The organism is Streptomyces sp. NPDC054047 (assembly GCF_055585065.1).
The window spans coordinates 1,073,466-1,097,305 of sequence record NZ_JBVJKV010000002.1 but is presented as its reverse complement, the minus strand read 5'-3'; the positions used below and the strand labels follow the sequence as shown (position 1 = coordinate 1,097,305).

22 protein-coding genes are annotated in these 23,840 nt (G+C 71.4%); 11 read left to right on the top strand and 11 right to left on the bottom strand.

The window, feature by feature from the left end; genetic code table 11:
- Nucleotides 1-12 precede the first annotated feature (12 nt).
- The 4 genes from ACZ6ZP_RS11415 to ACZ6ZP_RS11400 all read right to left on the bottom strand — a co-directional run bounded on the left by ACZ6ZP_RS11415 (nt 13) and on the right by ACZ6ZP_RS11400 (nt 3,432).
- Nucleotides 13-567, bottom strand: coding sequence for a GNAT family N-acetyltransferase (locus ACZ6ZP_RS11415; protein WP_361461099.1), 555 nt, complete (start codon nt 565-567; stop codon nt 13-15).
- 71 nt (nt 568-638) lie between these two features.
- Complete coding sequence (locus tag ACZ6ZP_RS11410; RefSeq protein ID WP_469406482.1) at nt 639-1,388, bottom strand: SDR family oxidoreductase; 750 nt, start codon at nt 1,386-1,388, stop codon at nt 639-641.
- Nucleotides 1,389-1,477: 89 nt separating this feature from the next.
- Nucleotides 1,478-2,368, bottom strand: coding sequence for an NAD(P)H-binding protein (locus tag ACZ6ZP_RS11405; protein ID WP_366462777.1), 891 nt, complete (start codon nt 2,366-2,368; stop codon nt 1,478-1,480).
- Nucleotides 2,365-3,432: a saccharopine dehydrogenase NADP-binding domain-containing protein gene (locus tag ACZ6ZP_RS11400; RefSeq protein WP_469406481.1), complete on the bottom strand. Its 1,068-nt coding sequence runs from the start codon at nt 3,430-3,432 to the stop codon at nt 2,365-2,367. Before ACZ6ZP_RS11400 ends, ACZ6ZP_RS11405 begins: the two co-directional genes overlap by 4 nt.
- A gap of 82 nt (nt 3,433-3,514) precedes the next feature.
- Between ACZ6ZP_RS11400 and ACZ6ZP_RS11395 the strand changes: the two genes are divergently transcribed.
- The gene (locus tag ACZ6ZP_RS11395) at nt 3,515-4,129 is read left to right on the top strand and encodes a TetR/AcrR family transcriptional regulator (protein ID WP_469406479.1); all 615 of its coding nucleotides are present in this window, start codon (nt 3,515-3,517) and stop codon (nt 4,127-4,129) included.
- Here ACZ6ZP_RS11395 and ACZ6ZP_RS11390 read toward each other — a convergent pair.
- Nucleotides 4,126-5,478: a radical SAM protein gene (locus ACZ6ZP_RS11390; RefSeq protein ID WP_351161546.1), complete on the bottom strand. Its 1,353-nt coding sequence runs from the start codon at nt 5,476-5,478 to the stop codon at nt 4,126-4,128. The two genes, ACZ6ZP_RS11395 and ACZ6ZP_RS11390, sit on opposite strands and share 4 nt — an antisense overlap.
- 181 nt (nt 5,479-5,659) lie before the next feature.
- On the opposite strand from ACZ6ZP_RS11390, the gene ACZ6ZP_RS11385 reads away from it, so the two are divergent.
- Nucleotides 5,660-7,009: a CAP domain-containing protein gene (locus tag ACZ6ZP_RS11385; protein WP_469406478.1), complete on the top strand. Its 1,350-nt coding sequence runs from the start codon at nt 5,660-5,662 to the stop codon at nt 7,007-7,009.
- Between the two features lie 71 nt (nt 7,010-7,080).
- Here ACZ6ZP_RS11385 and ACZ6ZP_RS11380 read toward each other — a convergent pair whose 3' ends face one another.
- The 6 genes from ACZ6ZP_RS11380 to ACZ6ZP_RS11355 all read right to left on the bottom strand — a co-directional run bounded on the left by ACZ6ZP_RS11380 (nt 7,081) and on the right by ACZ6ZP_RS11355 (nt 13,565).
- On the bottom strand, nt 7,081-8,094 hold the full coding sequence (locus tag ACZ6ZP_RS11380) for a Gfo/Idh/MocA family protein (RefSeq protein ID WP_351161542.1): 1,014 nt from the start codon (nt 8,092-8,094) through the stop codon (nt 7,081-7,083).
- The gene (locus ACZ6ZP_RS11375; RefSeq protein WP_469406476.1) at nt 8,091-9,143 is read right to left on the bottom strand and encodes a Gfo/Idh/MocA family protein; all 1,053 of its coding nucleotides are present in this window, start codon (nt 9,141-9,143) and stop codon (nt 8,091-8,093) included. Before ACZ6ZP_RS11375 ends, ACZ6ZP_RS11380 begins: the two co-directional genes overlap by 4 nt.
- Nucleotides 9,144-9,203: 60 nt before the next feature.
- Complete coding sequence (locus ACZ6ZP_RS11370) at nt 9,204-10,121, bottom strand: carbohydrate ABC transporter permease (protein WP_366462783.1); 918 nt, start codon at nt 10,119-10,121, stop codon at nt 9,204-9,206.
- The gene (locus tag ACZ6ZP_RS11365; RefSeq protein ID WP_351161534.1) at nt 10,114-11,064 is read right to left on the bottom strand and encodes a carbohydrate ABC transporter permease; all 951 of its coding nucleotides are present in this window, start codon (nt 11,062-11,064) and stop codon (nt 10,114-10,116) included. Before ACZ6ZP_RS11365 ends, ACZ6ZP_RS11370 begins: the two co-directional genes overlap by 8 nt.
- On the bottom strand, nt 11,061-12,317 hold the full coding sequence (locus tag ACZ6ZP_RS11360; protein WP_366462784.1) for an ABC transporter substrate-binding protein: 1,257 nt from the start codon (nt 12,315-12,317) through the stop codon (nt 11,061-11,063). The genes ACZ6ZP_RS11365 and ACZ6ZP_RS11360 overlap by 4 nt, the downstream gene beginning before the upstream one ends.
- Before the next feature lie 108 nt (nt 12,318-12,425).
- Nucleotides 12,426-13,565 (bottom strand): ROK family protein, encoded by a 1,140-nt coding sequence (locus ACZ6ZP_RS11355; RefSeq protein ID WP_469406472.1) that lies wholly within the window; start codon nt 13,563-13,565, stop codon nt 12,426-12,428.
- A 418-nt stretch (nt 13,566-13,983) separates the two neighbouring features.
- Here ACZ6ZP_RS11355 and ACZ6ZP_RS11350 point away from each other — a divergent pair, with 418 nt between their 5' ends.
- The 9 genes from ACZ6ZP_RS11350 to ACZ6ZP_RS11310 all read left to right on the top strand — a co-directional run bounded on the left by ACZ6ZP_RS11350 (nt 13,984) and on the right by ACZ6ZP_RS11310 (nt 23,831).
- Nucleotides 13,984-15,015 carry a 2,5-dihydroxypyridine 5,6-dioxygenase NicX family protein gene (locus ACZ6ZP_RS11350; RefSeq protein WP_366462786.1) on the top strand — a complete coding sequence of 344 codons (1,032 nt, stop codon included), beginning with the start codon at nt 13,984-13,986 and terminating at the stop codon, nt 15,013-15,015.
- A gap of 44 nt (nt 15,016-15,059) precedes the next feature.
- Nucleotides 15,060-16,331, top strand: coding sequence for an FAD-dependent monooxygenase (locus ACZ6ZP_RS11345; protein WP_469406470.1), 1,272 nt, complete (start codon nt 15,060-15,062; stop codon nt 16,329-16,331).
- A gap of 34 nt (nt 16,332-16,365) precedes the next feature.
- Nucleotides 16,366-17,769 carry an MFS transporter gene (locus tag ACZ6ZP_RS11340; RefSeq protein WP_469406467.1) on the top strand — a complete coding sequence of 468 codons (1,404 nt, stop codon included), beginning with the start codon at nt 16,366-16,368 and terminating at the stop codon, nt 17,767-17,769.
- Nucleotides 17,770-17,848: 79 nt separating this feature from the next.
- The gene (locus ACZ6ZP_RS11335) at nt 17,849-18,697 is read left to right on the top strand and encodes an FAD binding domain-containing protein (protein ID WP_351161519.1); all 849 of its coding nucleotides are present in this window, start codon (nt 17,849-17,851) and stop codon (nt 18,695-18,697) included.
- The gene (locus tag ACZ6ZP_RS11330) at nt 18,694-21,054 is read left to right on the top strand and encodes a xanthine dehydrogenase family protein molybdopterin-binding subunit (RefSeq protein WP_469406466.1); all 2,361 of its coding nucleotides are present in this window, start codon (nt 18,694-18,696) and stop codon (nt 21,052-21,054) included. The genes ACZ6ZP_RS11335 and ACZ6ZP_RS11330 overlap by 4 nt, the downstream gene beginning before the upstream one ends.
- A complete protein-coding gene (locus tag ACZ6ZP_RS11325) occupies nt 21,051-21,611 on the top strand; it encodes a (2Fe-2S)-binding protein (protein WP_469406465.1) in 561 nt (186 codons plus the stop codon). The genes ACZ6ZP_RS11330 and ACZ6ZP_RS11325 overlap by 4 nt, the downstream gene beginning before the upstream one ends.
- Complete coding sequence (locus ACZ6ZP_RS11320; RefSeq protein ID WP_469406462.1) at nt 21,611-22,330, top strand: SRPBCC family protein; 720 nt, start codon at nt 21,611-21,613, stop codon at nt 22,328-22,330. Before ACZ6ZP_RS11325 ends, ACZ6ZP_RS11320 begins: the two co-directional genes overlap by 1 nt.
- On the top strand, nt 22,327-22,986 hold the full coding sequence (locus tag ACZ6ZP_RS11315) for an isochorismatase family protein (protein WP_351161508.1): 660 nt from the start codon (nt 22,327-22,329) through the stop codon (nt 22,984-22,986). The genes ACZ6ZP_RS11320 and ACZ6ZP_RS11315 overlap by 4 nt, the downstream gene beginning before the upstream one ends.
- On the top strand, nt 22,983-23,831 hold the full coding sequence (locus tag ACZ6ZP_RS11310) for an alpha/beta fold hydrolase (protein ID WP_469406460.1): 849 nt from the start codon (nt 22,983-22,985) through the stop codon (nt 23,829-23,831). The genes ACZ6ZP_RS11315 and ACZ6ZP_RS11310 overlap by 4 nt, the downstream gene beginning before the upstream one ends.
- Nucleotides 23,832-23,840: the final 9 nt, after the last annotated feature.

Genomic DNA, 23,840 nt, shown 5'->3' with positions numbered 1-23,840 from the left:
CCTGGGATCTCCTCAGGGGGTGCGGTCGTTGAGGATCCGCTGGAAGAGCCGGTGGTCGCGCCAGGCGCCGTTGATGTGCAGATAGCCCGGCGCGACACCGAACTCCTCGAATCCGCACTTGGTGAGGACGCGCTGCGAGGGGACGTTGTCGAGGAGGGTGCCCGCCTCGACGCGGTGCAGGCCCAGCTCGCTGTCGGCGGACGCGCAGGCCCGCGTCACGGCGGCGGTGGCGAGGCCGCGGCCGATGTGGTCCACGGCGATCCAGTAGCCGAGGGTTCCGCTGCGGAAGGGGCCGAGGGAGATGTTCGACAAGGTGACCGAGCCGGCCATCTCCCCCTCGCATTCGAGCACCCAGGGCGCCGCCCGCCCCGCCCTGCACTCCTCCAGCTGGCCACGGAGCCGGGCCGCCTGAGCGCGCGAGGTGAAGTAGTCCTCGGGCCGCACGGGCTCCCAGGGCTCCAGGTGGGCGCGGCTGCGCAGGCGGGCGCGGGCGAGACCGTCCGCGTCCTCCATGACGGCGGGGCGCATGACGACGTCCGGCGCGATCCGGACGGATTCGGTGATCATGCGCCAAGGGTAGGCACTGCGGCAGGCGCGAGCGCTGCCCACTCACCTTCCATCCACCCCCTCCCGCCCGCCTACCTTCCGCCCGCCACCCGCAGGATCGTGCCGCTCGTGTACGACGCGTCGGCCGAGAGCAGCCAGGAGACGGCCGCCGCGATCTCGTCGGGACGGCCCGAGCGCCCCAGGGGGATGTCCGACGCGAGCTTCGCCGGGCGCTCGGGGTCCGCGTGGAACTCGGTCCAGATCACGCCGGGGGCGACGGCGTTGACCCGGATGCCGTCCGCCGCCACCTCCTTCGACAGGCCGATCGTCATCGTGTCGACGGCTCCCTTGGCGGCTGCGTAGTGGACGTACTCGCCCGGGGCGCCGAGGGTCGCCGCCGCGGAGGAGATGTTCACGATGCCGCCGCCGGCGCCGGTCCGCGTCATGTCGCGGATCGCGCGGCGGGCGCAGAGGAGATAACCGAGTACGTTCACGTCGAGCGCGCGGCGCATGGCGGCGACGTCGGCGTCCGCGAGGGGGCCCACCGGGGCGCCGATCCCGGCGTTGTTCACCAGCCCCGTGACCGGGCCGAGGTCCGCGGCGGCGGTCTCGAAGAGGCGGTCGACGTCCGCCTCGTCGGCGGTGTCCATGCGGATGGTGACGCAGCGGACGCCCGCGTCCGCGCCGGTCGCGCGGACTTCCGCCGCCACCTTTTCGGCGGCGGTGGCGTCGGAGTGGTAGCCGAGGGCGATGTGATGGCCCTCCGCGGCGAGGCGGGTGGCGATGGCTGCGCCGATGCCGCGGCTGCCGCCGGTCACTACCGTGACGGGGTGGTGTTGCACGTGATCCTCCGGAGGTGCGGGGTGGGCGGGATTGCCGTTTGATCGATCATTCCCCCACCCCGCCCCTTCCCGAACCGCCGGAGCGAGCCTCAGCCCCGACGGTCCCGCACGAACTCCCGCAGCGTCCCCGGCTCCCTCCCCCCGAACCGTTCGATCGCCTCCGTCACCTGGTACAGCTCGTGGTGGGAGCCGATCAGGCGGAACAGTTCCCAGAGCTTGTCCAGGTGGGCCACCACATGCGCGTCGCCGTACAGGCCCCTGGCCCGCTCGCGCCACTCCTCGGGGGACGCGTCCACGTACTTCAGGCCGCCGCCGAACGTCTCCACCACCTCACCGACCGACAGCACCTGCCCGGTCAGCAGCACCACGGGGTCCGGGCACTCCGGCAGCGGGTCGGTGAGGAGCCCGGTTCCGACCCGGGCCACGTCCGCCCCCGCTATCAGCGGAAGCACGGTGCTCGGGGAGCCCAGCGGCATCACCAGCTCACGTTCGCCGCCCGCCCGCACCAGGAAGTCGATGTTCTCGAAGAACACCCCGGCCCGCAGATGCACCGCCCCGACCCCCGCCCGGTCGAAGACCTCCTCGGCGACCCAGTGCTGCCGCATCCGGGGCGTCCCCGCGTCCGGCGCCGCCGCCAGCTGGGACACCTCGACGACGCGTTCGAGACCCTCGCGCCTGGCCGCCGCGGCGAAGGCGCCGGTCGCCTCCAGCAGGCCGTCGGTCACCGGGTAGGTGAAGAAGGCGCGGCGTACGCCCCGTACCGCCGCGAGCACGTCCGTGATCTCGCGCAGGTCGCCGACGACCACCTCCGCGCCCATCCTCCGCAGCCCGGCGGCGCGCTCGTCGTCGGTGCGCACGAAGGCTCGTACCGCCTGACCCCGGTCGAGCAGCAGCCGGACCACATGGCGGCCGGTGGAACCCTGCTGTCCGCCCGCCGCTCCGGTGACGAGGACCGGTGCGTCCTTCGGCGTCCCGCTCACTTTTCGCCACCTCCTCCGCCCTGTCCGCCCTCTCCACGCCGCAGCGTGAGCGTGAACGCGCCCTGGCGCACCAGTTCCCGCAGGAACGGCTCCGCCGAGAACGCCTCTCCGGGGGCGAGGACCCCTGTCTTCGTCGGGCCTCTGCCCTCGGCGATCCGCACCGCCGCTTCCACCGAGGCCAGTGCTCCGGCCCGCCACAGGTCGTGGCCCGTCAGCTGCCCGGCCGCGCTGCCCCCGTCCCACATCGCCTGGACGGCGACGGTGAAGTCGGTGCCCGCCCGCTCCGCGGCGCCGATGTGTTCGCTCTCGAAGGCGTCCTTGGCCTCGAAGGTGCTGGTGCTGAGCATCAGGTCGATGTTGCGGACGGGGACGTGGCGCGGCACCGTCACGACCTCGCTCGACGGGAACGGCGCGATCATCGAGCGCGGGCCGAGCGGCGGCGGGAAGGGGAAGACCGCGTTGCGCGGTTCGACGTAGCCCGCGTGCAGGGCGCCGTCGCTGAAGGTGAGGCGTTCGGTCTCGGCGAAGAGGTGGGTCGCGGTGTTCTTGGCGCCGGTGGTCAGGCGCCAGCCGTTCACCGCGTACGCGACGACGATCCGGTCGATGCCCGCGATGCCGTCCGACACCGCACCCGCCAGGAGGTCGCCGAGGCCTCCGTAGAAGCTGAGGCTGGGGATCATGACGGCGCCGGTGCGCTGCGCCGTGGCCTGCGCGGTGTCGAAGACGCGTTTCACGTGGTGGGGTTCGAGGGCGTGGTCGACGTAGTGGCAGCCCGCCTCCGCGGCGGCGGTGGCGACGGGTGCGCCGGTGACGGCGAAGGGGCCCGCGCACTGGATCAGGACCTCGGCGTCCGTCATCACCTCGCGCAGTGCCGCGGTGTCGTCCACGGCCGCGGCGCTTGTCCGTACCCGGTCTCCCGCGTCGAGTTCGTCGGCCAGCGTGCGCAACGCCTCGGCGTTGCGGCCTACCAAGAGCAACTCCCCACCTCTGGCGCGGAGTTCGGAGGCCACCAGGCGTCCGGTGTGTCCATAGGCTCCGTAGATGGCGAAGAGCGAATTCGTCATGCTCGACTCGCTTCCATACCGAAGGTATGCAACTGGTGCGGAACCTACGTACCCTGAGTACGTCCGTCAAGAGGAGCCGACCATGTTCCCGCCCCCGCACCCAACTGCCCGTCGTACACAGGCGGAACGCTCCGACGCGACCACCGCGCAGCTGATCACCGCGGCGCAGCGGCTCTTCGGCAGGGACGGGTACGCGACGACCTCGATCGTCGCCGTGGCGGCCGACGCCGGGGTCACCAAGGGCGCGGCCTATCACCACTTCGAGGGCAAGGCGGCGCTCTTCCGCGCGGTGTTCGTCCGCGAACAGGAGGAGATCGCGGCGGAGTTGGAGCGGGCGGCGGCGCGGGAGCCCGATGCCTGGTCCACGCTGCGGCGCGGCTGCCGCCGCTTCCTGGAGCACTGCCTCGACCCCGGGTTCCGGCGGATCGTGCTGCTCGACGCGCCCGCGGTCCTCGGCTGGGAGACCGTCCGCGAGATCCAATACACCCATACGCTGCGGGTGTTGACCGGCGGCATGCGTGCGGCGGCGGCCGCGGGCCACATCGGCGACGGGGATCTGGACGTGCGCTGCCAGCTGATGTTCGGCGCGCTGTGCGAGGCGGGCATGCTCCTGGCCCGCTCGCCCGATCCGGCCTCCGCCCTCACCTCGGTGACGGCGGAGGCCGAACGTCTGCTGTCGGCGCTGGCCGCGCCCTAGCCCGCCACCGTCTCCCCGACCTCCTCGGCAGCCTCGTCGGGGGCCAGGCTGTCCATGAACGAGGAGACGGAGAACACCGCGCGCCCCGGCCCGGCGGGACCGTATCCGGGCGGCGACGTCAGGCCGTTGGCCTCCATCGTCGCGCGGTACGCCTCAAGCAGGCGGACGTGGTACTCCAGCGGGGCGCCCAGCGGGTTGGCCTTGCCCAGCGGCGTCGTGGGCTCGGGGCACCAGGTGGTGAAGCGGGGCGTGATGCCGCGCGACATGAAGTACTGCAGGCCCTCGACGGTGGAGTCGATGGCCTCGCCGACCGTCTTGAACCCGAACGGCTCGGCCATCTCCACGCCCGCCACGAAGTTCGGGATGACGTTGCGCGGCCCGAAGACGTCGGCGGAGTCAAGGATGCGGCGGTGCCACTCGTCACGGCCGACGTAGCGCTCCTTGCCGGGGCAGTACCGCTCGAACAGGTAGGGGTCCCACACCTCGTAGTTGGGGTGGTAGATCCGCACTCCGTAGTCGTGGAAGCGCTGGACGTCCGCCTTGGGCAGCGCCTGCGCGACGACCTTGCCGATCCAGCGGCCCGGGAAGCGCTCCTCGATGGCCTTCGCGTACTGCCCGTAGAAGTCGGCCTCGTCCTTGCCCTGGAGCCGCGAGGTGATGGCGCCGCCGGTGAGCGTGTACGCGGTGGAGGACTTCGCGGTGTCGTACTTGTCGATGATGGCGAGGGCCTCGAGGACCTCGTCCATCGGCTTCACGCCCGTGTAGGGGCGGCCCGCCGCCTTCTGCTGGCGCCAGTTGTGGTTGATGTCGCAGTACCCGCACTCCTCCTTGGCACCGAAGTACTGGCAGACCCGGAAGACCGTCAGGTAGATCAGGTAGCCCCACTGGATGGTGGGCGCCACCTCCATGACGGACTTGCCGTTCTCCAGCGTGTGCCGGTAGTAGTCCGGCATCGGCGGCAGGCCGACGTCGGAGATGCGGACGCCGTCCAGGTAGAGGCCGAGTACGCCGTTGTCGTCGGCGGCCACGCGGTACGGCGACGAGGGGTTCACGCGGACCGAGACGACCGTGCGGCGCAGGTCGTAGGGGCCGCCGGTGAGGACGATCTCCTCGGGCGGGCGGCGCAGGGCGGCGGCGCCGAGCTCGGGGAGCGTGCTGTGGTCGAAGGAGAAGATGAAGTACGACTTCGGCTTGACCTCGCCGCCCTCGTTGTCGCTGAGCGCGGACTCGTCGAACGCCATGCCTCCCCTGAGCAGGTCCTCCTTGATCACCGCCTCCCGCGGAACCTGCGGGAACCGCTCCATGAGTCCCTCGACGAGCTGGGTACGGCTCTCGCTGCGGCTTGCCATCTGCCGGGCACCTCGGATCCTGTCGGTGAATTGTGCTTTCCCGTGACCCCCACGCTAATACGCGGCTTTCGCGGCGCGGATCCGCCTCCGGTCTCAGGCGCCCTCCGCCGGATGGCGGTGCCCGCTCGGCCGGGCCTTCCCGGGTGGGAACCCGGCGGCGGCGGTCTCGCGTTGTCCCTGCATGGACGAGCTGGTTGCCGGGGGGAACGTGCCGCTGCCGGACGGGGCCGTCACCCTCCGGGTGCCCGGCCCCTTCGACCTGTCCGTGATCGTGACGGGCGACAGCGGGAAGGTCGCGGGCGACGGCGACTTCGTCTTCTACAACCAGCCCGCCACGTCCGGCGCCCGGCTCCAGGGCGACACGGTCACGGTCGACGGGCGGCGCCTGCGTGCCGGTGCGAGCCGGGTGACCGTCGCCGTCAGCCCCGCCGAGCCGGGCACGCCCCTGGGCCGGCTGCCCGCCATCGCGCTCCAGGTGCACGGGCCCGGCGGCCGCCTCGTGGCGCGATTCACACCGCCGCGCCCCGACCGCGAGACGGTCCTGCTGCTCGCGGAGATCTACCGCCGGGGTCCGGGGTGGAAGCTGCGGGCGCTGGGTCAGGGGTACGCGGACGGGCTCGCGGGCGTGGCGCGGGACTTCGGGGTGGACGTGGCGGAGGACGAAGCAGCGCAGCCGCCAGGTGCCGGACCGCTGCCGAGCGCGCCCGGCGGTGCGTCTCCTTCCTCCGCTCCCTCCGCTCCCTCCCCTCCCTCCTCCCTCGACGGCTTCCTTCCGCTGGTCAACGCCGCGCGGGCTTCGGTGGGCGCGCCTCCCGTCGCCTTCGACGCACGGCTGGCCGCTGCCGCGGGCGCGCATGCCGCCGGGATGGCGGCGCGGTCCGCGCTCGGTTCGCAGGACGCGGACGGCACGTCCCTCTACCAGCGCGTCGTCGCGGGCGGGTACGCGTACCTGGCCATCGGGGAGCATCTGGTCTCGGGGCCGCGCACGCCCGCCGACTTCGTGGAGTACTGCCTCTCCGGGGAGCAGTCACGGCGAACGGTGCACAGCCGCGCGTACACGCAGGTCGGGGTGGGCCACACCACCGACGCACGCTCCGGCGACGTCTACTGGACGGCGCTGTGGGCCACTCCGTTCACCCAGCGGGGCCTCGCCGAGTGGGCAGCCGCCGTGCTCCGCCTCACCAACGCCGAACGGACGGCGCAGGGCCTGCGCCCCCTCTCCCCCGACCCGCTCCTGACCGTGGCGGCGCAGGGCCACAGCGCGCACATGGTCGCCCGCGCCTTCTACTCCCACACATCGCCCGACGGCGGCGAGCCCTGGCACCGCGCGTCCGCCGCGGGCAGCACGCACCGCGCGATCGGCGAGAACATCGCCTGCGGGCAGCGCACCCCCGCCGAGGTGGTGGACGGCTGGATGAACAGCCCCGGCCACCGGGCCAACATCCTCAAGCCCTCCTTCACCCACCTGGGAGTCGGCTTCGCGGGCGGCGGCTCGGCGGGCACGTACTGGACACAGCTGTTCGGCGGCTGAAGGTTGAGACGGCGGGCGGCCCCACCGCCTCAGCCCACCGCCCTCAGCCCATCACCTTCAGCCCATCACCCTCAGCCCACCGCCACCGGCACCCCGCTCCTGGCCGACGCGTAGCCCGCCGTCACGATCTTCAATGTCCGCAGTCCGCCCTCGCCGTCCGCCACGTCCATGCCGCCCTCCTCCGGTCCGTACAGGAACGCCCGCAGCATGCGCTCGTCCAGGTCGGCGCCGAAGGGGACTTCGAGGCCCTGGCGGTGGCGTTCGCTGTAGCCGTGGACCGACTGGTCGAAGGCGTCCATCTCCAGGGTCGCCCGCTCGCCGACCACGGTGAGTTCGAGGCCGCCCCAGGAGTGGTGGGAGCGGGGGTGCGACCAGCTGCAGTCGATCGTGGCCACCGAGCCGTTGTCGTAGGTGACAGTGACCAGGCCGCTGGTCTCCGCGTCGACCTCGCCCTCGTACATGCGGTTGTTCGTCTGGGCGTACACGTCGACGGGGCGGGCCTCGCCGAAGAGGTCGTCCAGGAGGTCGGCGATGTGGACCGTGTGGTCCATCAGGGCGCCGCCGCCCGCGAGTTCGGGATCGGCGAACCAGCGCCGGGACGAGGTCGGCATGGAGCCGTTGTTCGAGCCGGACACGGTCAGGACCCGGCCCGCCTCGCCCGACGTGACCGCCGCCTTGACGGCCTCGTACGCGGGGCTGAAGCGGACCGGGAAGGCGACCGCGAGCCGCACTCCGGCCGCCCGGCAGGCCGCCAGCATCGCCTCCCCGTCCGCGACCGTCGTGGCCAGCGGCTTCTCGCACAGGACGGCCACGCCGTGGGACGCGGCGAGCTCCACCAGCGGTCGGTGGCGCGCGTTCTCGGAGCAGACGATCACCGCGTCCGGGCCCCAGGCGAAGACCTCCTCGTACGTCTCGGCGTACGCGACCCCCATCTCGTCGGCGAACGCCCGCCCCCGCACCTCGCCGGGCGCGGCCGACCCGGTGTCCGGGTCGCTGCCGATCACCTCGACACCCGGCATCCGGGAGAGGAGCCGCAGATACCCGGCCGCGTGGACATGGGCGAACGACAGCACGGCGACCTTCATCGCGTGACCTCCTTGGTACCCGTCCGGACCTCGGCCGCCCGGCCGCTCGTCGTGATCTCGACCGCCCGGCCGGTACGGCTCGACTCCACCGCCGCCTCGGCGATCCGCACCGCCTCGATCCCGTCCCGCGCGCTGACCCTCGGCGCGCCGCCGCCCTCCTCCCACGAGGCCGCGAACTCCCGCAGCTCGGCCAGGTAGGGGCTCTCCGCCATCGGGCTGGAAGGGATGCCCTCATTGGCCGCGCGCACGCCCTGCGCGGTGATCCGGTAGCCGGGCACGGACGTGGAGTCGTGCCGCAGCAGACCGTCGCTGCCCGCGATCCGGAACGTCGTACGGAACTGCTGGTCCGGAAGGCCCCAGAGACCGGTGATGTGACTGATCGCGCCGGAGGCGTGGGTGAGGACGGCGGTCGCCGAGACGACCTCGGCCTCCGTGCCGCCCGTGGTCCGCTCGACGCCTCGCGTCTGCGCGTGCACGCGGACGACGTCACCCGCGATCCAGCGGGCGATGTCGATGTCGTGCACCATCAGGTCCATGATGACGCCGCCGGACTTGGCGGGGTCACCGAACCAGGGCGCCCACTGCGGTCGCGCACCGCCCCGCGTGAACCGCAGCACCGCGAGGTCGCCCAACTCGCCATGCTCGACGGCTCGTTGCATCGCCGCGTACGCCGGGAAGTAGCGGACGACATGGGCGGGGTGCAGCCGCACCCCCGCCGCTTCGGCGGCTGCCGCGATCTCCTCGGCGTCCGCCGCGCCGAGCGCGAGGGGCTTCTCGCAGACGACGTGCCGGCCCGCGGCGACGGCCGCCAGGGCGAGCTCCTTGTGGGTGGGGGTGGGGGTGCAGATGTCGACGGCCGCGCAGTCGGCGAGCAGTTCGCCGAGGCTCGCCACCGCGGCGACCTCGCGCCCCGCGTACTCGGCGGCGAGCTTCTCCGCCGAGCCGTCGACGGTGTACACGCTGACGCGCGCACCCAGTTCCAGCCAGCCGGGAAGATGGGCGCGGGCGATGCCGCCCGCGCCGATCAGGCCGATGTGAAGCGGTCGCATGAAGGGGGTCACCTTTCCTGGTTCCTGAGACAGGGTCAGCCACTGGAGGCTGGAGGAGGGTCAGCTCTTGGATCCGGAGAGCGCGACGCTCTGCACGAAGTGCCGCTGCAGGAAGACGTAGACGACGAGCATGGGCAGGCTCGCGATGAGCGAACCGGCCATCATCACCGGGTAGTTGGTCTCGAACTGCCCCTCCAGCGAGGTGAGGCCGGCACTGATCGGCATCTTCTGCGGGTCGGTGTTCACGATCAGCGGCCACAGGAGGTCGTTCCACGACCACATCGCGGTGATGACGGCGAGCGCGGCGAGCGCGGGCCGCACCAGCGGCAGCATGATCGACCAGAAGATGCGGAAGGAACTCGCGCCGTCGATCCGCGCCGCCTCCTCCAGCTCCTTGGGGAGCGTGAGGAAGAACTGCCGCAGCATGAAGGTCCCGAACGCGCTGAACATGCCCGGCAGGAACAGCGCGGGAGCCGAGTTCAGCAGACCGAGGCTCTGGATGATGTCGTACTGCGGAAGCACGAGCAGCGAGCTCGGCACCATCAGGACGGAGAGGAAGAGCGCGAACAGGACGTTGCGGCCCCGGAATTGCATGCGCGCGAAGGCGTAGGCGGCGAGCGAGCAGAACACCAGCTGCCCGACCGTGCGCCCCACGGTGTTGAAGACGCTGTTGAAGAGCATTTCCCGGAAGGGCAGCGCGGTGAAGACCTCTTCGAAGCTCGACCAGTTCCAGGTGTCGGGCAGGAAGGTCGGCGGCACCTTTGCCGTCTCGGCGAGGGACTTGGCGGCGGTGAGCAGCTGCCACAGGAAGGGGAAGACCATCACCAGGGCGCCGAGCGAGAGCACCGTGTGGGTGGCCACCGATCCGCCGTTGAAGCGGCGGCGCCTCGCGGGTCGTACGGAGGACTCGGCGGACGCGACGGACGCGACGGACTCAGCGGACGCGGCGGACTTGGCAGACTCGGATGACTCACGCATAGTGCACCCACCTCTTCTGCAGCCTGAACTGCATCAGTGTCAGCGCCGCGATGATCAGCATGAGCAGGAAGGCGAGCGCGGCGGCGGCGCCCTGGGCGTTCTCGACGAAGGCCCATTTGTAGAAGAGGCTCACCACGGACTGGGTGTCGCCGATCGCCGGATTCTTCTCGGCCATCATGATGTAGATGAGATCGAAGGTCTGCAGTGAGTTGATCATGCAGATGATGGACGCGAAGAAGATCGTCGGGCTGAGCAGCGGCAGCGTGATGGTGAAGAAGCGGCGCAGGGGACCGGCGCCGTCCAACTCGGCCGCCTCGTAGTAGTCCTGCGGGATTCCCTTGATGCCCGCCATGAAGATGATCAAGTAGTAGCCGGTGGTCGACCAGACCATGACGGTGCCGATCGCGTACACCGCGGTCGAGGGGTCGGAGACCCAGTAGCGGCGGTCCGCGCCGAACCACTCGAAGACCTCGTTGATCAGGCCGTAGTCGCCGTTGTAGAGCCAGTTCCAGACGAGTCCGACGGCGACGGGCAGCGTCACGAACGGGATGAAGTACAGGGCGCGGTAGAGCGAGACGCCGCGCAGGCCACGCCGGTTGAGCAGCGCCGCGACGCCGATCGCGATCGGCAGGGCCAGCAGGCCGATGACGCAGTAGATCAGCGTGTTGCCGAGCGCCTGCCAGACGGTGACGTCCTTGAGGACGCGCACGTAGTTGTCCGTGCCGATCCAGGTGTGGCCGCCGAACGCCCCGAACTCGGTGAAGCTGAAGTAGAAGGTCTGGAGCAACGGCCAGAAGTAGAAGACGGCGAAGCCGATGCCCAGCGGCGCGACGAAGAGGTAAGCGGCGCGCTGGCCACGGGGCCTGGGCGGGGAGCCCGCCGCCGGTTTCCCGCGCCCCGCCGCCTTCTTCGCCGCCGCCGTGGAGGGAAAGACACTCATCATGCGCGCTCCTCCTTCAGGGCCCGGTCCATCTGCTCGCCCAGCGTGCGGGCGGCGCTCTCGATGCCGCCCTTGCCGCTGAACGCGGCGCCCAGGAGCGGGTATTGGAGGTTCTCCCAGACCGCGGTGTTCTTCGAGCTCGGGTACGGCACGGCGTACTGCTGCATCTCGACGAAGACCTTCAGGTCGAACTCGGGCATCGACTTGAACCAGGCGTCCTGCGTCCCCTCGTACGAGGAGAGCGTGACGCCCGAGGACGCCTGGATCTCGGCGGCCCTGCGACCGGCCATGAAGTGGACGAACTTCCAGGCGGCCGCCTTCTTACGGCTCTTGGCGGAGATGACGTTGGCGAGGCCGTGGATGATCGTGGCGCGCTCGCGGCCCTTGGGCAGGACGGTGACGCCGCCGTGGTCCTTGATCGCGGGGGTGGCGTGCATCTGCCCGGAGAACGCGGATATCTCGTAGACCATGGCGGCCTTCTCCGACCAGAAGCGGTTGCGGGCCTTGGACTCGACCATCGCGCTCTGCGGCGGTGACCAGCCGCGGTCGATCATGTCGGTCCAGTAGCGCAGGCCCTCGATGGAGCGCTCGTCACCGAAACCGGACTTCCCGTCCTTGAGGACGTAGCCGCCCGCTCCGTGGATGGCGGGGTAGATCTGGGCCTGGCGGTCCATCTCGGCGGCCATGCCGTGCACGCGCTCGCGCGGGTTGGTCAGTTCGGCGGCGGCGTCGCGCACGTCGTCCCACGTCCACGTCCTGTCGGGGTACTTGATGCCCGCCTTGTCGAAGAGCGCCTTGTTGTACCAGAGGCCGATGGTGTCGAAGTCCTTGGGAATGCCGTACTGCGTGCCCTGATAGGCGTAGATCTGCACGAGTGACTCGGGATGGCGGTCCACGGGGGTCGCGTCGCTCTTGATGTGGCCGCTCAGGGGTTCGAGGACGCCGCTGGAGGCGTACAGCTGGAGGTTGACCGCGTTCATCCAGAACACGTCGGGGGCGGTGCCGCCGCGCATCGCGGTCTTCAGGGTGGTCCAGTAGCTGGACCACGGCGTGAGCTCTATGCGCACGGATATGCCGGGGTTCTCCTTCTCGAAGGCGTCGATCACCTTCTGGAGCCCCGGCACATGGGCCACGTCCCACACGCCGTACGAGAGGGTGGTCCGGCCACCGCTCTCCTTGCCGTCGTCACTCCGACCGGAGCAGGCGGCGAGCAGGGGCGCCGCCATCGCTCCGTACAGCAGAGTCCTCCTGCGCATGGGTGCCTCCGTTTCCGGGTTCTTCCGCGGTGTCCTGAGTCCGGGGTCTGCTGCGGTGTCCTGAGTCCGGGTTCTGCTGCGGTGTCCTGGAGCTCTTCCAGAGCCTTTCTAGAGCGCCGAATCCGCCAGGAGATCGGATTCGACCTGGTCAAGTGCCTTGCGTACGGCGCCGATCGCGACGCCTTGTTCGCCGAGCGTGCTCAGCGCGATGCGGGGGACGTGCAGGGTCAGCGGGCGCAGTCTGTCCTCGATCAGCGGCACGAGATGGCCGCCCAGCGGGGTCGCGCCGCCGGTGAGCACCACGAGCTCCGGGTCGACGGCGAGGGCGAGGGCGGCGATGCCCGGCGCGATGCGGTCGGCGAAGTCCGCCACGGCCGCCAGGGCGCGCCTGTCGGCGGTGTCGGCGGCGCGGGCGAGTGCGGCCACTTCAGACTCGCCGTCGCGCCGGTCGCCCTTCCAGCTGAGCGCGTCCTGCGCGGTGTTCATGCCGAGCAGTGGCAGCAGGCCCAGCTCGCCCGCGCCGCCGCGCCGCCCCCGGTGCAGCCGCCCGCCGATGGTGAGGCTGCAGGCCACGCGGTGTCCGGTCAGGACGCAGACGACGTCACCGGCGAGGGTGGCCGCGCCTTGCCAGCGCTCGGCCAGCACGGCGAGGTTCACGTCGTTCTCGACGACGGTGTGGCCCGGCTCCCCCTCGGCGAGCAGCCGCCCCATGTCCACGCCGGACCACTCGGGGATGACGTGCGACGTGATGGTGCCGCCCGCGTCGACGACGCCGGGTACGCCCACGCAGCGGGCGAGGACGTCGCCGCGCCGTACGGAGTGTGCGTCCAGGAAGGCTTCGAGTCCCTTCCGCAGGAGTGTGAGCCGCTTGGCTCCGCCCAGCTCCGGGTCGATGTCCTCGCGGTGCGCGGCGAGCACCGTCCCGCCGAGGTCGGCCAGGAGCAGCACCATCTTGTGCAGGCCTATGTCGGCGCCCACGACGCGGCCCGCCTCCGCGCGGAAGCGGAACCGGCGGGCGGGGCGCCCCGGTGTGCGCTCGCCGTCGTCGTCACGCTCGGCCTCGCCCGCCCAGCCGTGGGCGGCCAGTTCCTCGACGGCGGATTCCACGGTGGGCCGGGAGAGTCCGGTGCCGGCGGCGAGCTCGGCGAGCGTCTGCGGGCTGCGGCGGTGCAGGGCGCGCAGGACCACGGTGGTGTTCAACCGGCGCAGCGAGGCGAGGTCGTGCCCCCGCGTTCCGTTCCGCAACACTTCTTCACCCCATGTCGAGGGCGGGGCAGCCCTGTTGACCAGTGGGTCGACGGCCGCTCCCGGAGATTAAGGAGGAGACTTGCATATCCATGACCGACGGGGAACCCCCTTCGCAGAGGCAGAAACCATGCGGCCGATGCGCCGGGCTGCCGTCGCATTTCCTGATGGCCCGTCAGGAAACACCCGGGTTAACTCCGTGCGCGACCCCTTGCCAAGGCAGATCGTACGTGTTCGGATTATCTCAGTCGGGCGGCCACCCACCGCCTCGTATCCGCAGCTCAGACCCTGTACGGCGGGCCAGTCAGGCCTGCCTGAGCACCCGAAAGCTCCCCCACAACTCCCCTCGCACGATGTGTCCGGAGTCGTGCTGCCCGCATGCCTCCGGCAGTCCGTGGCAGCCCGAAAGAAGGGATCCCCCGTGTTCGATCTTTCGTCCGTCGATCTGCTCGACGCGTTCACCCGCGAACTGCGGCTGTGCAAGCTCCGCGAGGGCGAGCACGTCGTCGTCCTCTCCGAGCCCGGCAGCCGCGGCGACTACGTGGCGGCCGCGTTCGGCGCCGCCAAGACGTGCGGCGCCCATGTCATCGCCGCCACCGTCCCCGGCGGCAGCCCCGCCCCGATGCCGAGCACCCACACCGGCGCGGGCCCCGGCCTCGTCTCGGTGCTCAACGACTCCACCGCGCAGGACCTGCTGAAGTCCGCCGACCTGGTCGTCGACCTCACCCGCGAGGGCTTCATCCACGCACCCGTACAGCAGGAGATCCTGCGCGCGGGCACCCGCATCATCTTCGTCTGCGACGCCCCCGACGTCCTCATCCGCAATCTGCCCAAGGAGGCCGACAAGGACGAGGTGCTCGAAGGCGTCCAGCTGCTCAAGCGGTCGTCCGTCATGCAGGTCACCTCGGACGCGGGCACGGACCTGACCGTGCAACTCGCGGGCTCCAAGCCCGAGTTCCAGTGCGGCTTCGCCGACGACCCGGGCCGCTGGGACCACTGGCCGAGCACGATGGTGCTGTGCTGGCCGGAGATCTCCGACGGGCAGATCGTGCTCGCCGAGGGCGACATCCTGCTGCCCTTCAAGGAGTACGTGCGCCAGCCGGTGACCCTGCAGATCGCGGGCGGCCAGATCGAGAAGGTGTCGGGCGGCGCCGACGCCGAGCTCCTGAACACGTTCTTCGAGGACGCGAACGACCAGTGGGCGCGCAGCCTCTCCCACATGGGCTGGGGCCTGATGCGTACGGCCGACTGGTTCGCCACCGCGATGTACGGCAAGGACGACCTGATGGGCATGGACGCCCGCGCCTTCGCCGGGAACTTCCTGTGGTCCACCGGACCGCACCCCGTCCTGGGGCGCGAGTCGTACGCGCATCTGGACATCGCCATGCGCGGCTGCACGGTCACGGTCGACGGCACCGAGGTCGTGACGGGCGGCCGTCTCACCGAGCGCTGACCGGCGCTCCAACTGCTCGTCCGGAGAAGGAAGATGGAGGAAGCGTGGCGTCCAGCCAGTCGTACGAAGTCACCGTCGTCGGAGGCGGCCTCGGTGGTCTGACCGCCGCCCTGGCGCTGCGGCACCGCGGTCTGCGGGTCACCGTGCTCGAACAGGCGGCGCAGCTCGGCGAGGTGGGCGCGGGCATCCAGACGGCGCCGAACGCCAGCCGCGTCCTGCTCGGCCTCGGCCTGCGCCGCCAGTTGGAGGCCATCCACACCGAGCCGCTCGACCAGGTGCGGCGGCGCTGGAAGGACGGCAGCGTCGTCGGCCTGACCTCGCTGGGCCGGCGCTGCAAGGAGCAGTTCAACGCGCCGTACTGGCACTATCACCGGGCCGATCTGCACCGCGTCCTCATGGACGCCTGCGTCGACCCGGCAGGTCCTGGCCCCGTCGTCGCGCTGCACACCGCGAGCAAGGTCGCCGAGCTCGACCGCACGGACCCCGCGCGCCCGGTGGCGATCACCGACGACGGGCGGCGGTACGTGTCCGACGTCGTCATCGGCGCCGACGGCATCCGCTCCCAGGTGCGCGACCTGATGGGCGCCCCGGACACGCTCCTCTTCTCCGGCGAGATGGCCTACCGGGCGCTCATACCGGGCGAGTTGATCGCGGCCGACCCGGCGACGCGCTGGCTGGTGGACCGCTACCAGTCCACGATCTGGTACGGCCCCGACCGCCACCTGGTCCACTACATGATCCGCGGCGGCGAGTACCTCAACATCGTGGCCTGCGTGCCCTGCACGGACGAGGTCGCACAGAAGTGGTCCGTCGCCGCCACCGCGCAGGACCTCGTCGACGCCTTCCCCGGCTGGGACGACCGCGTCCCCGCGATGCTCTCCAAGGCGAAGGAGGACGTCTCCTGCTTCGCGCTCTACCACCGGCGCCGCGACCCGGTGTGGCAGGACGGCCGGGTCGCCCTGCTCGGCGACGCCTGCCACGCGATGCTGCCCTACCAGGCGCAGGGCGCCTCGCAGGCCATGGAGGACGCCGCGGTGCTCGCCGAGGAGCTGGGCGCGGTCACGGCGGAGGGCATCGAGGCGGCGCTGCGCCGCTATGTCGACCGGCGCGCCAAGCACGCCGGGATGGTCCAGGACGCCTCGCTGCAGAACAAGACCTTCTACCACTTCCCCGACGGTCCCGAGCAGCGGGCCAGGGACGAGAAGCTCCGCCGGGACTTCGACGGCGAGTCCGATCTCTCGTACGACTGGCTCTGGGGCGGCAGCCCGCTCAACGACCCCGATCTCGGGGCGTTCTCCTACCAGTTCACCCGCTGAGCCAGTTCACCCGCTGAGCCCCTTTGGAGCGAACGTGAAAACAGGCGATCAGATCGTTCAGGAACTCCCCTGGAGATGGTCGGTCCAGGGCAAGATCTTCATCATCGGCGGCCTCGGCTACCTCTTCGACGCGTACGACATCGCCTTGAACGGCTTCCTCATGCCGCTCCTGGGCAAGCACTTCGACCTCTCGCTCAGCGAGCGCGGGCTCGTCGCCACCGCGAACCTGGTGGGGATGGCCGTCGGCGCCGTCGCCTGGGGCGCGGTCGCCGACCGGATCGGGCGCAAGAAGGCGTTCAGCGTCACACTGCTGATCTTCGCCATGTTCTCGGTGCTCGGTGCGCTCGCGCCGACGTATCCGGTCTTCCTCGCGCTGCGGTTCCTCGCGGGTGTGGGGCTCGGCGGCTGCATCCCCGTGGACTACGCCCTGGTGGGCGAGTTCTCGCCGCGCAAGTGCCGGGGGCGCATCCTGACCGCGCTCGACGCGTGGTGGCCGGTGGGCGTGACCCTGTGCGGGCTCGTCTCGACGGCGATGCTGACCCTGGACGGCAACTGGCGGTGGATGCTGGCGACGATGGTGCTGCCCGCGCTCCTGCTCTTCTGGGCCCGGCGCGGCATCCCCGAGTCGCCCATCTATCTGTCGAAGAAGGGCCGCGAGGCCGAGGCGCGCAAGGTCATCGACGACCTGGTGGCGCGCACCGGAGCTCCCGTGGAGCCCTACGTCATCCCCGAGCCGGCGGTGGACGACGGGCCGCGCGGTGTGGCCGCCGCCGTCGACCAGCTGCGCCGCATCTGGCGCTTCAGCCCGCGCATCACCTCCGCGGCCTGGCTGCTCTTCTCCACGATCATGCTCGTCTACTACGCGGCGCTGAGCTGGATGCCCTCGATCCTCAAGGAGGAGGGCCAGGGCGACACGGCCGCGTTCATGAGCACCACCCTGATGAGCGGCGTCGGCATCGTCGGCGTCCTGGTCTCCACCGCCCTGGTCGACCTCGTCGGCCGCAAGTGGCTGATCGGCGTCTCGGCCCCGGTCGCCTCGCTCGCCCTGGTCGTCTTCGCCCTGGTGCGGGACCTGCCGACCGGCTCGGTCGTGGCGATCGGCGTCTTCGGCTTCCTGGCCCAGCTGGCCATCCCCGCCCTGTACGCGTACGTGTCCGAGCTCTACCCCACTCCCCTGCGCGCCAGCGGCTTCGGCTGGGCCTCCTCGGTCAGCCGGGTGCTCACCGGCTTCGCACCGCTGCTCTTCGGATCGGTGATGTGGCCGCTGCTCGGCCTGCCGCTGACGTTCGCCGTGCTCGGCGGGACCGTGCTGGTCGCCGTCGCCTGGATGGCGGTGGCGGCGCCGGAGACGAAGGGACGGGAGCTGGACGGGGACGAGGAGCCCCCGGTACCCGCGTCGGCGTCACCCCTGCCGGTCACCGAGCAGGCGGCACTCTGACCGCGGCCGTACGGCCGCTCCGTACGGCCGCTCCGTACGGCCGCTCGGCGCACGACCGCTCACGTACGACAGGAGGACCATGAAGCCCGCCCCCTTCGCCTATCACCGGGCCCGCGACCTCGACGGCGCCACGCGGCTGCTCGCCGAGCTCGGCGACGAAGCCAAGGTCGTCGCCGGTGGCCAGAGCCTGGTCGCGATGATGAACTTCCGTCTTGCCCGGCCCCGGCACCTGGTCGACATCGGCGGCCTGCGCGAGCTCGACCGGCTGCGCACCGACCCGGCGGGCGGGCTGCGCATAGGGGCGCTCACCACGCATCACACGGTGGAGAGGGACCCGGCGGGGCGGCTCGGGGCGGACTTCGCCGTGCTGCGCGAGGCCATGCCGTGGATCGGGCATCTGCCGATCCGCACCCGCGGCACGGTCGGCGGCAGCATCGCGCACGCCGACGCCACCGCCGAGTGGTGCCTGCTGGCGGTGGCGCTGGACGCCGAGTTCGTGGCCCGCGGGCCGCGCGGCGAGCGCAGGATCGCGGCCGGGGACTTCTTCCACGGCTACTACACCACCGCCCTCGACTTCGACGAGATCCTCGTCGAGATCGTCTTCCCGCGTCCGGCACCGCACGCCGCCCTGGCCGAGTTCGCCGAGCGGCAGGGGGACTTCGCGATCGTCTCCGCCGTCGTGGACCTCGACGTCGCGGGCGGTTCGGTGCGCGGCGGGCGCGTCGCGCTCGGCGGGGTCGCCGCCCGCGTGGTGCGGGTGCCGGAGGCGGAAGCCGTCCTCGCGGCCGGGGGCTCCTTCGCCGAGTGCGCGACCGCGGCGGCGCACTTTGTCGATCCCCCGGCCGACGCGTCCGGCAGCACGCACTACCGCAAGCAGCTCGTCCGCACGCTGGTCCGGCGTGCCTGTGAGGAGGCGATGGCCCGATGAACGAGCTTGACACGACAGGGCAGTTGGTGGGCCGATCCGTGGCCCGGCGCGAGGATCCCCGGCTGCTCACCGGGCGCGGCCGGTTCGTCGACGACATCGCGCTGCCGGGCATGCTGCACGCCCAGTTCGTGCGCAGCACGGTCGCGCACGGCGAGATCACCTCGATCGACCTGACGGCGGTGCGCGACGTGCCGGGTGTCGTCGCGGCGTTCACGGCCGACGACCTGGAGCTGACCGACATCACCGCCCAACTGGGCCGTCCGCTGACGGAGTTCGTGCCGACCGCGATGCCCGTCCTGGCCCGTGACCGGGTCCGCTATGTAGGGGAGCCCGTCGCGATCGTAGTGGCGAAGGACGCGTACGCCGCGGAGGACGGCCTGGAGGCCGCCAAGGTCAGTTACGCGGCCCTTCCGCCGGTCACCTCCGAGGAGACGGCCCTGGCGCCCGGCGCACCCCTGCTCCACGAAGAGGCCGCGCGCAACACCCTCGTGGACGTCTCACTCTTCGCCACGGACGGCATCGACGCGATCTTCGACGCCGCCGCCTGCGTTGTCCATGTCGCCTCGCGGACCGGGCGGCAGAACGCCCTGCCGCTGGAGACGCGCGGTGTCGTCGCCCACTGGGACGACCGCGAGGAACAGCTCGTCCTGCAGACCTGCACCCAAGTCCCGCACCAGGTGCGGACGGTGGCTTCCCGCTGTCTGCGCCTGGACGAACGGGCCGTGCGGGTCGTGGTGCCCGACATGGGCGGCGGCTTCGGCCAGAAGTGCGTCGTCGGGCGCGAGGAGATCGCGGCGGCGGCCGCGGCGCTGCGCCTTCGCAGGCCGGTGAAGTGGATCGAGGACCGCAAGGACGCCCTGTCCGCCTCCTTCCTCGCCCGCGAGCAGCACTACGACGTGCGCGCGGCCTTCGACGCCGAGGGCAGAATCCTCGGCCTCGACGCCGATGTGGTGTGCGACATGGGCGCCTACTCCTGCTATCCGTTCACGGCGGGCATCGAGCCGCTGATGGCGTCGGCGGAGATGCCGGGCGTCTACCAGGTGCCCGCCTACCGGGTGCGCGGCCGGGCGGTCGCCACCAACAAGGCGCCCACCGCGCCCTATCGGGGGGTGAGCCGTCCGCAGTACGTGATGGTGGTGGAGCGGCTCTTCGAGCGGGCCGCGCGGGAACTGGGCCTGGACGCCGTCGAGATCCGCCGCCGCAACGTCATCACCGATTTCCCCTACACGGGCGTCAACAACATCACGTACGACCCGGGCTCCTATCTGGAGTCGCTGAACCTGTGCGAGCGGCTCGTCAAGGACGAGGGCTGGTACGAGAAGCGGTCCGCGGCGGCAGCCGAGGGGCGGCACATCGGCATCGGCTACGCCTGCTTCAGCGAGCGCACCGGCTACGGCTCCGCGGCCTTCGCCCAGCGCAAGATGCGGGTCGTCCCCGGCTTCGACATCTCCGAGGTCAAGATGGACACCAGCGGCGCGGTGACCGTCACCACCGGCACCATGAGCCACGGACAGAGCCACGAGACGACGATGGCCCAGATCGTCGCCGACGAACTGCGTCTGGACATGGCCAAGGTGAAGCTCCATCAGGGCGACACCGAGCGCATCACCTACGGCTGGGGCACCTTCGCGAGCCGCTCCATCACGGTGGGCGGCAGCGCGGTGCGGCTCGCGGCGGCCAAGCTCGGCGAGAAGCTGCGGCGGATCGCGGCGGCCCGCTGGGAGGTCGGGCCGCAGGACGTGGAGATCGCGCGAGGAGGCGTACGGCGCCGTGACGGCACCACCCTCACGTACGAAGAACTGGCCGACATCGCCTATCTCCAGGCGCACCTGCTGCCCAAGGACATCGAGCCCGGCCTGAGCGCCACCGCCACCTTCGACGTCTTCAACGACGGCACCTTCTCGAACGCCACCCACGGCGTGGTCGTCGAACTGCACGAAGGCACCGGGCAGGTGGAGATCCTGCGGTACGTCTGCGTCGAGGACTGCGGTGTGGCGATCAACCCGCAGGTCGTGGAGGGCCAGTGCCGGGGCGGCATCGCGCAGGGCATCGCGGGCGCGCTCTTCGAGCAGGTGACGTACGACGCGATGGGCGAGCCATCGGCCACCAGTTTCATGGACTACAAGGTGCCCACCGCCCACGAGATCCCCGACGTCCTGATCCACCATCTGGAGACGCCGTGCGCGTTCACCGAGACCGGCGCGAAGGGCGCGGGCGAGGGCGGCACCATCGGGGCGCCGGCCGCCGTGCTCAACGCCGTCAACGACGCGCTGCGGCCCACGGGCGTCGAGCTCGACCACACCCCCATCACCCCGGAGACGGTGCACCGCGCCCTGAACCTGGAGCTCTCCTCATGACCGACACCGACACCGGCGCTCACACCGGCACTCACACCAGCACTCGCACCAGTACTCGCAGCGACAACGCCGCCGACGTTCTGCTGCTCACCCTCGACGTCAACGGCGAGCGGCACGAAGTGATCACCGAGCCGCGCCGCACCCTGGTCGACGTGCTCCGGCACGATCTGCGCCTGACCGGCACCCACGTCGGCTGCGAGCACGGCATCTGCGGCGCGTGCACGGTTCTGGTCGACGACCGGCCCGTGCGTGCGTGTCTGATGTTCGCGGCGCAGGCCGAGGGCGCCCGGGTCCGGACGGTCGAGTCCCTTGCGGACGGGACCGAACTGAGCGATCTGCAAAGGGCGTTCAGCGAACACCACGGCCTGCAGTGCGGCTTCTGCACCCCCGGCTTCCTGATGCTCGCCGAGGGGTTCCTCGACGAGCGGCCCGATGCGACCAAGGACGAGATCCGCGAGGTCGTCGCCTCCAACCTCTGCCGGTGCACCGGCTACCAGACCGTCGTCGAGGCGATCGACGGTTGCGCCGTCGCCCGGCGCTGCCCCAAGGAGTTCTGATGCAGCTCACCAACTCGGTCCCGGTCAAGGCCTCGCCGGACGAGGTCTTCGCCCTGCTGAACGACGTCGAGCGGGTCGCCTCGTGCATGCCGGGCGCGGCGCTCGACGGGCGCGACGGGGACGCCTGGCAGGGCACCGTGAAGATCAAGGTCGGCCCGATCAGCGCCGCGTACGCCGGTACGGTCCGCTTCCTGGAGGTCGACCAGCAGGGGCGGCGGCTGCGGGTCCAGGCGCGCGGCGCCGACACCCATGGGAGCGGCGACGCGGAGGCGGAGGTCGCGCTCGACGTGCTGGCGGCGACCGAGGGCACGCTGCTCAAGATCTCCACGGATCTGGTGATACGGGGCAAGATCGCGCAGTTCGGGAAGGGGGCCATCGCGACGGTGTCCGACCGCATCCTCCAGCAGTTCGCACAGAACCTGGGCAGTCTGCTCGACCAGGAGCGGACACCGGCCGCGCCTTCTTCCCTCCTGTCCGCCGCGTCCGCCCCGTCCGCCGTGTCCGCCCCGTCTGCCGCGGCTCCCCACGCCGCGCACCCCGCGGCACCGGCGGCAGCCGAACTCGACGGCCTGTCCATGCTGCTCGGACCGGCCGCCGCCAAGTACGGCGCCGTCGCCGGCGCCTTCGCCATCGGCCTCTTGGAGGGCTGGCTGCTCGGCCGGCTCGGGGCGCAGGCGCGGGAGCTGCGGGCCCTGCGCGCGCCGAGGAGGGCGTCGTGAACTACGGGCAGGAGACGGAACGTACCTATGAGCGAGCGGGATTCGGCGCCCCCGTGCGACGGGGCAGCCGCCCCGCCATTCTGGTCGTCGACCTCACCCGCGGCTTCACCGAGGACGGCTTCCCCTCGGGCGCCGACTTGACCGAAGTGGTGCGCTCGGTGGGTGAGTTGATCGAGAGCGGACGCCCCGCCGACGTACCCGTCGTCTTCACGGCGATCTCCTACACGCCCGCCGAGGCCACGGGTGACGCCGTCACCTGGCTGCACAAGGCGCAAGGCATGCGGTCCCTGGTCGAGGGCAGTGAGGAAGTCGCGCTCGACCCCCGACTCCCCCGTGACCCAGGGGACTTGATGGTGGTGAAGAAGGGTGCGTCGGCCTTCTTCGGGACCTCGCTCGCCGCCCTGCTCACCGGTCTCGGCTGCGACACGGTCCTGGTGTGCGGGGCGACGACCAGCGGCTGTGTGCGGGCGACGGCGGTGGACGCCGTGCAGAGCGGGTTCTCGGTGCTCGTGCCGCGCGCCTGCGTCGGCGATCGCGCCGCGGGGCCGCACGAGGCGAGCCTCTTCGACATCCAGGCCAAGTACGGCGACGTCATCGACCTGAAGGAAGCCGTCGACTACCTCGGCACCCTCGCGCACGCCAGGAGGAACGCATGACCCCGCCCGACCGCTGCCTGCCGCAGTCCGCACTCGCCGACCTGGCCGACGTCCCCGCCACCAGCCGCTGGGTCCGCTCGGGCGCCACGCGCCTGCACGTGCTGGACTACGGCGGCACCGGCGCCCCGCTCCTCGTCCTGCCCGGCATCACGAGCCCCGCCGTCACGATGGACTTCGTGGCACGTGCACTGACCGACGTCGTACGGCCGTTGATCCTCGACGTACGAGGGCGGGGGCTCTCCGACGGGGGCGGCTCCTACTCCCTCGATGAGTACGCCGAGGACGTCGAAGCCGTCGTCACGGGCCTCGGACTCGACCGGCCGATCCTGTTCGGGCACTCCATGGGCGCGCGCATCGCCGCCGTCACCGCGGTGCGCGCCAAGGTGGCGCTGCGCGGCACCGTGCTCGGGGACCCGCCGATGAGCGGCCCCGGGCGCGGACCCTACCCCACCCCCCTGGAGGCCTTCCTCGACCAGCTCGCGCAGGCCCGGCGCGGCACCGACGCGGACGAGGTGGCCCGGTCCTGGCCGCGCTGGCCGCGCCGGGAGCAGGAGCTGCGGGCCCGCTGGCTGGCGAGCTGCGACGCGGAGGCGATCGCGGCCACCCACCGCGGCTTCGAGAACGAGGACTTCTTCGCCTGGTGGCCCTCCGTGCCGGGGCCCACGGCGCTCCTGTACGGCGCGGACAGCCCCGTCGTCACCGCGGCGGGCGCCGCCGAGGCCGCGCGGCTGCACCCGTCGGCCGTCTTCGCCGGCGTCCCGGACGCGGGTCACATGCTGTTCTGGGACAGCACCCGCGCGGCGATCTCCGCGCTGCGCGAGGCACTGCGACCGATGCTGACCTGATCGTCCGAA

What these genes read in the sequence shown, in the direction of transcription:
- ACZ6ZP_RS11395 (WP_469406479.1), top strand. Translation starts at nt 3,515, where the DNA reads ATGTTCCCGCCCCCGCACCCAACTGCCCGTCGTACACAGGCGGAACGC.
- ACZ6ZP_RS11375 (WP_469406476.1), bottom strand. Translation starts at nt 9,143, where the DNA reads ATGCGACCGCTTCACATCGGCCTGATCGGCGCGGGCGGCATCGCCCGC.
- ACZ6ZP_RS11365 (WP_351161534.1), bottom strand. Translation starts at nt 11,064, where the DNA reads ATGATGAGTGTCTTTCCCTCCACGGCGGCGGCGAAGAAGGCGGCGGGG.
- ACZ6ZP_RS11330 (WP_469406466.1), top strand. Translation starts at nt 18,694, where the DNA reads ATGAACGAGCTTGACACGACAGGGCAGTTGGTGGGCCGATCCGTGGCC.
- ACZ6ZP_RS11310 (WP_469406460.1), top strand. Translation starts at nt 22,983, where the DNA reads ATGACCCCGCCCGACCGCTGCCTGCCGCAGTCCGCACTCGCCGACCTG.
- ACZ6ZP_RS11320 (WP_469406462.1), top strand. Translation starts at nt 21,611, where the DNA reads ATGCAGCTCACCAACTCGGTCCCGGTCAAGGCCTCGCCGGACGAGGTC.
- ACZ6ZP_RS11335 (WP_351161519.1), top strand. Translation starts at nt 17,849, where the DNA reads ATGAAGCCCGCCCCCTTCGCCTATCACCGGGCCCGCGACCTCGACGGC.
- ACZ6ZP_RS11360 (WP_366462784.1), bottom strand. Translation starts at nt 12,317, where the DNA reads ATGCGCAGGAGGACTCTGCTGTACGGAGCGATGGCGGCGCCCCTGCTC.
- ACZ6ZP_RS11380 (WP_351161542.1), bottom strand. Translation starts at nt 8,094, where the DNA reads ATGAAGGTCGCCGTGCTGTCGTTCGCCCATGTCCACGCGGCCGGGTAT.
- ACZ6ZP_RS11415 (WP_361461099.1), bottom strand. Translation starts at nt 567, where the DNA reads ATGATCACCGAATCCGTCCGGATCGCGCCGGACGTCGTCATGCGCCCC.
- ACZ6ZP_RS11385 (WP_469406478.1), top strand. Translation starts at nt 5,660, where the DNA reads ATGGACGAGCTGGTTGCCGGGGGGAACGTGCCGCTGCCGGACGGGGCC.
- ACZ6ZP_RS11390 (WP_351161546.1), bottom strand. Translation starts at nt 5,478, where the DNA reads ATGGCAAGCCGCAGCGAGAGCCGTACCCAGCTCGTCGAGGGACTCATG.
- ACZ6ZP_RS11370 (WP_366462783.1), bottom strand. Translation starts at nt 10,121, where the DNA reads ATGCGTGAGTCATCCGAGTCTGCCAAGTCCGCCGCGTCCGCTGAGTCC.
- ACZ6ZP_RS11400 (WP_469406481.1), bottom strand. Translation starts at nt 3,432, where the DNA reads ATGACGAATTCGCTCTTCGCCATCTACGGAGCCTATGGACACACCGGA.
- ACZ6ZP_RS11325 (WP_469406465.1), top strand. Translation starts at nt 21,051, where the DNA reads ATGACCGACACCGACACCGGCGCTCACACCGGCACTCACACCAGCACT.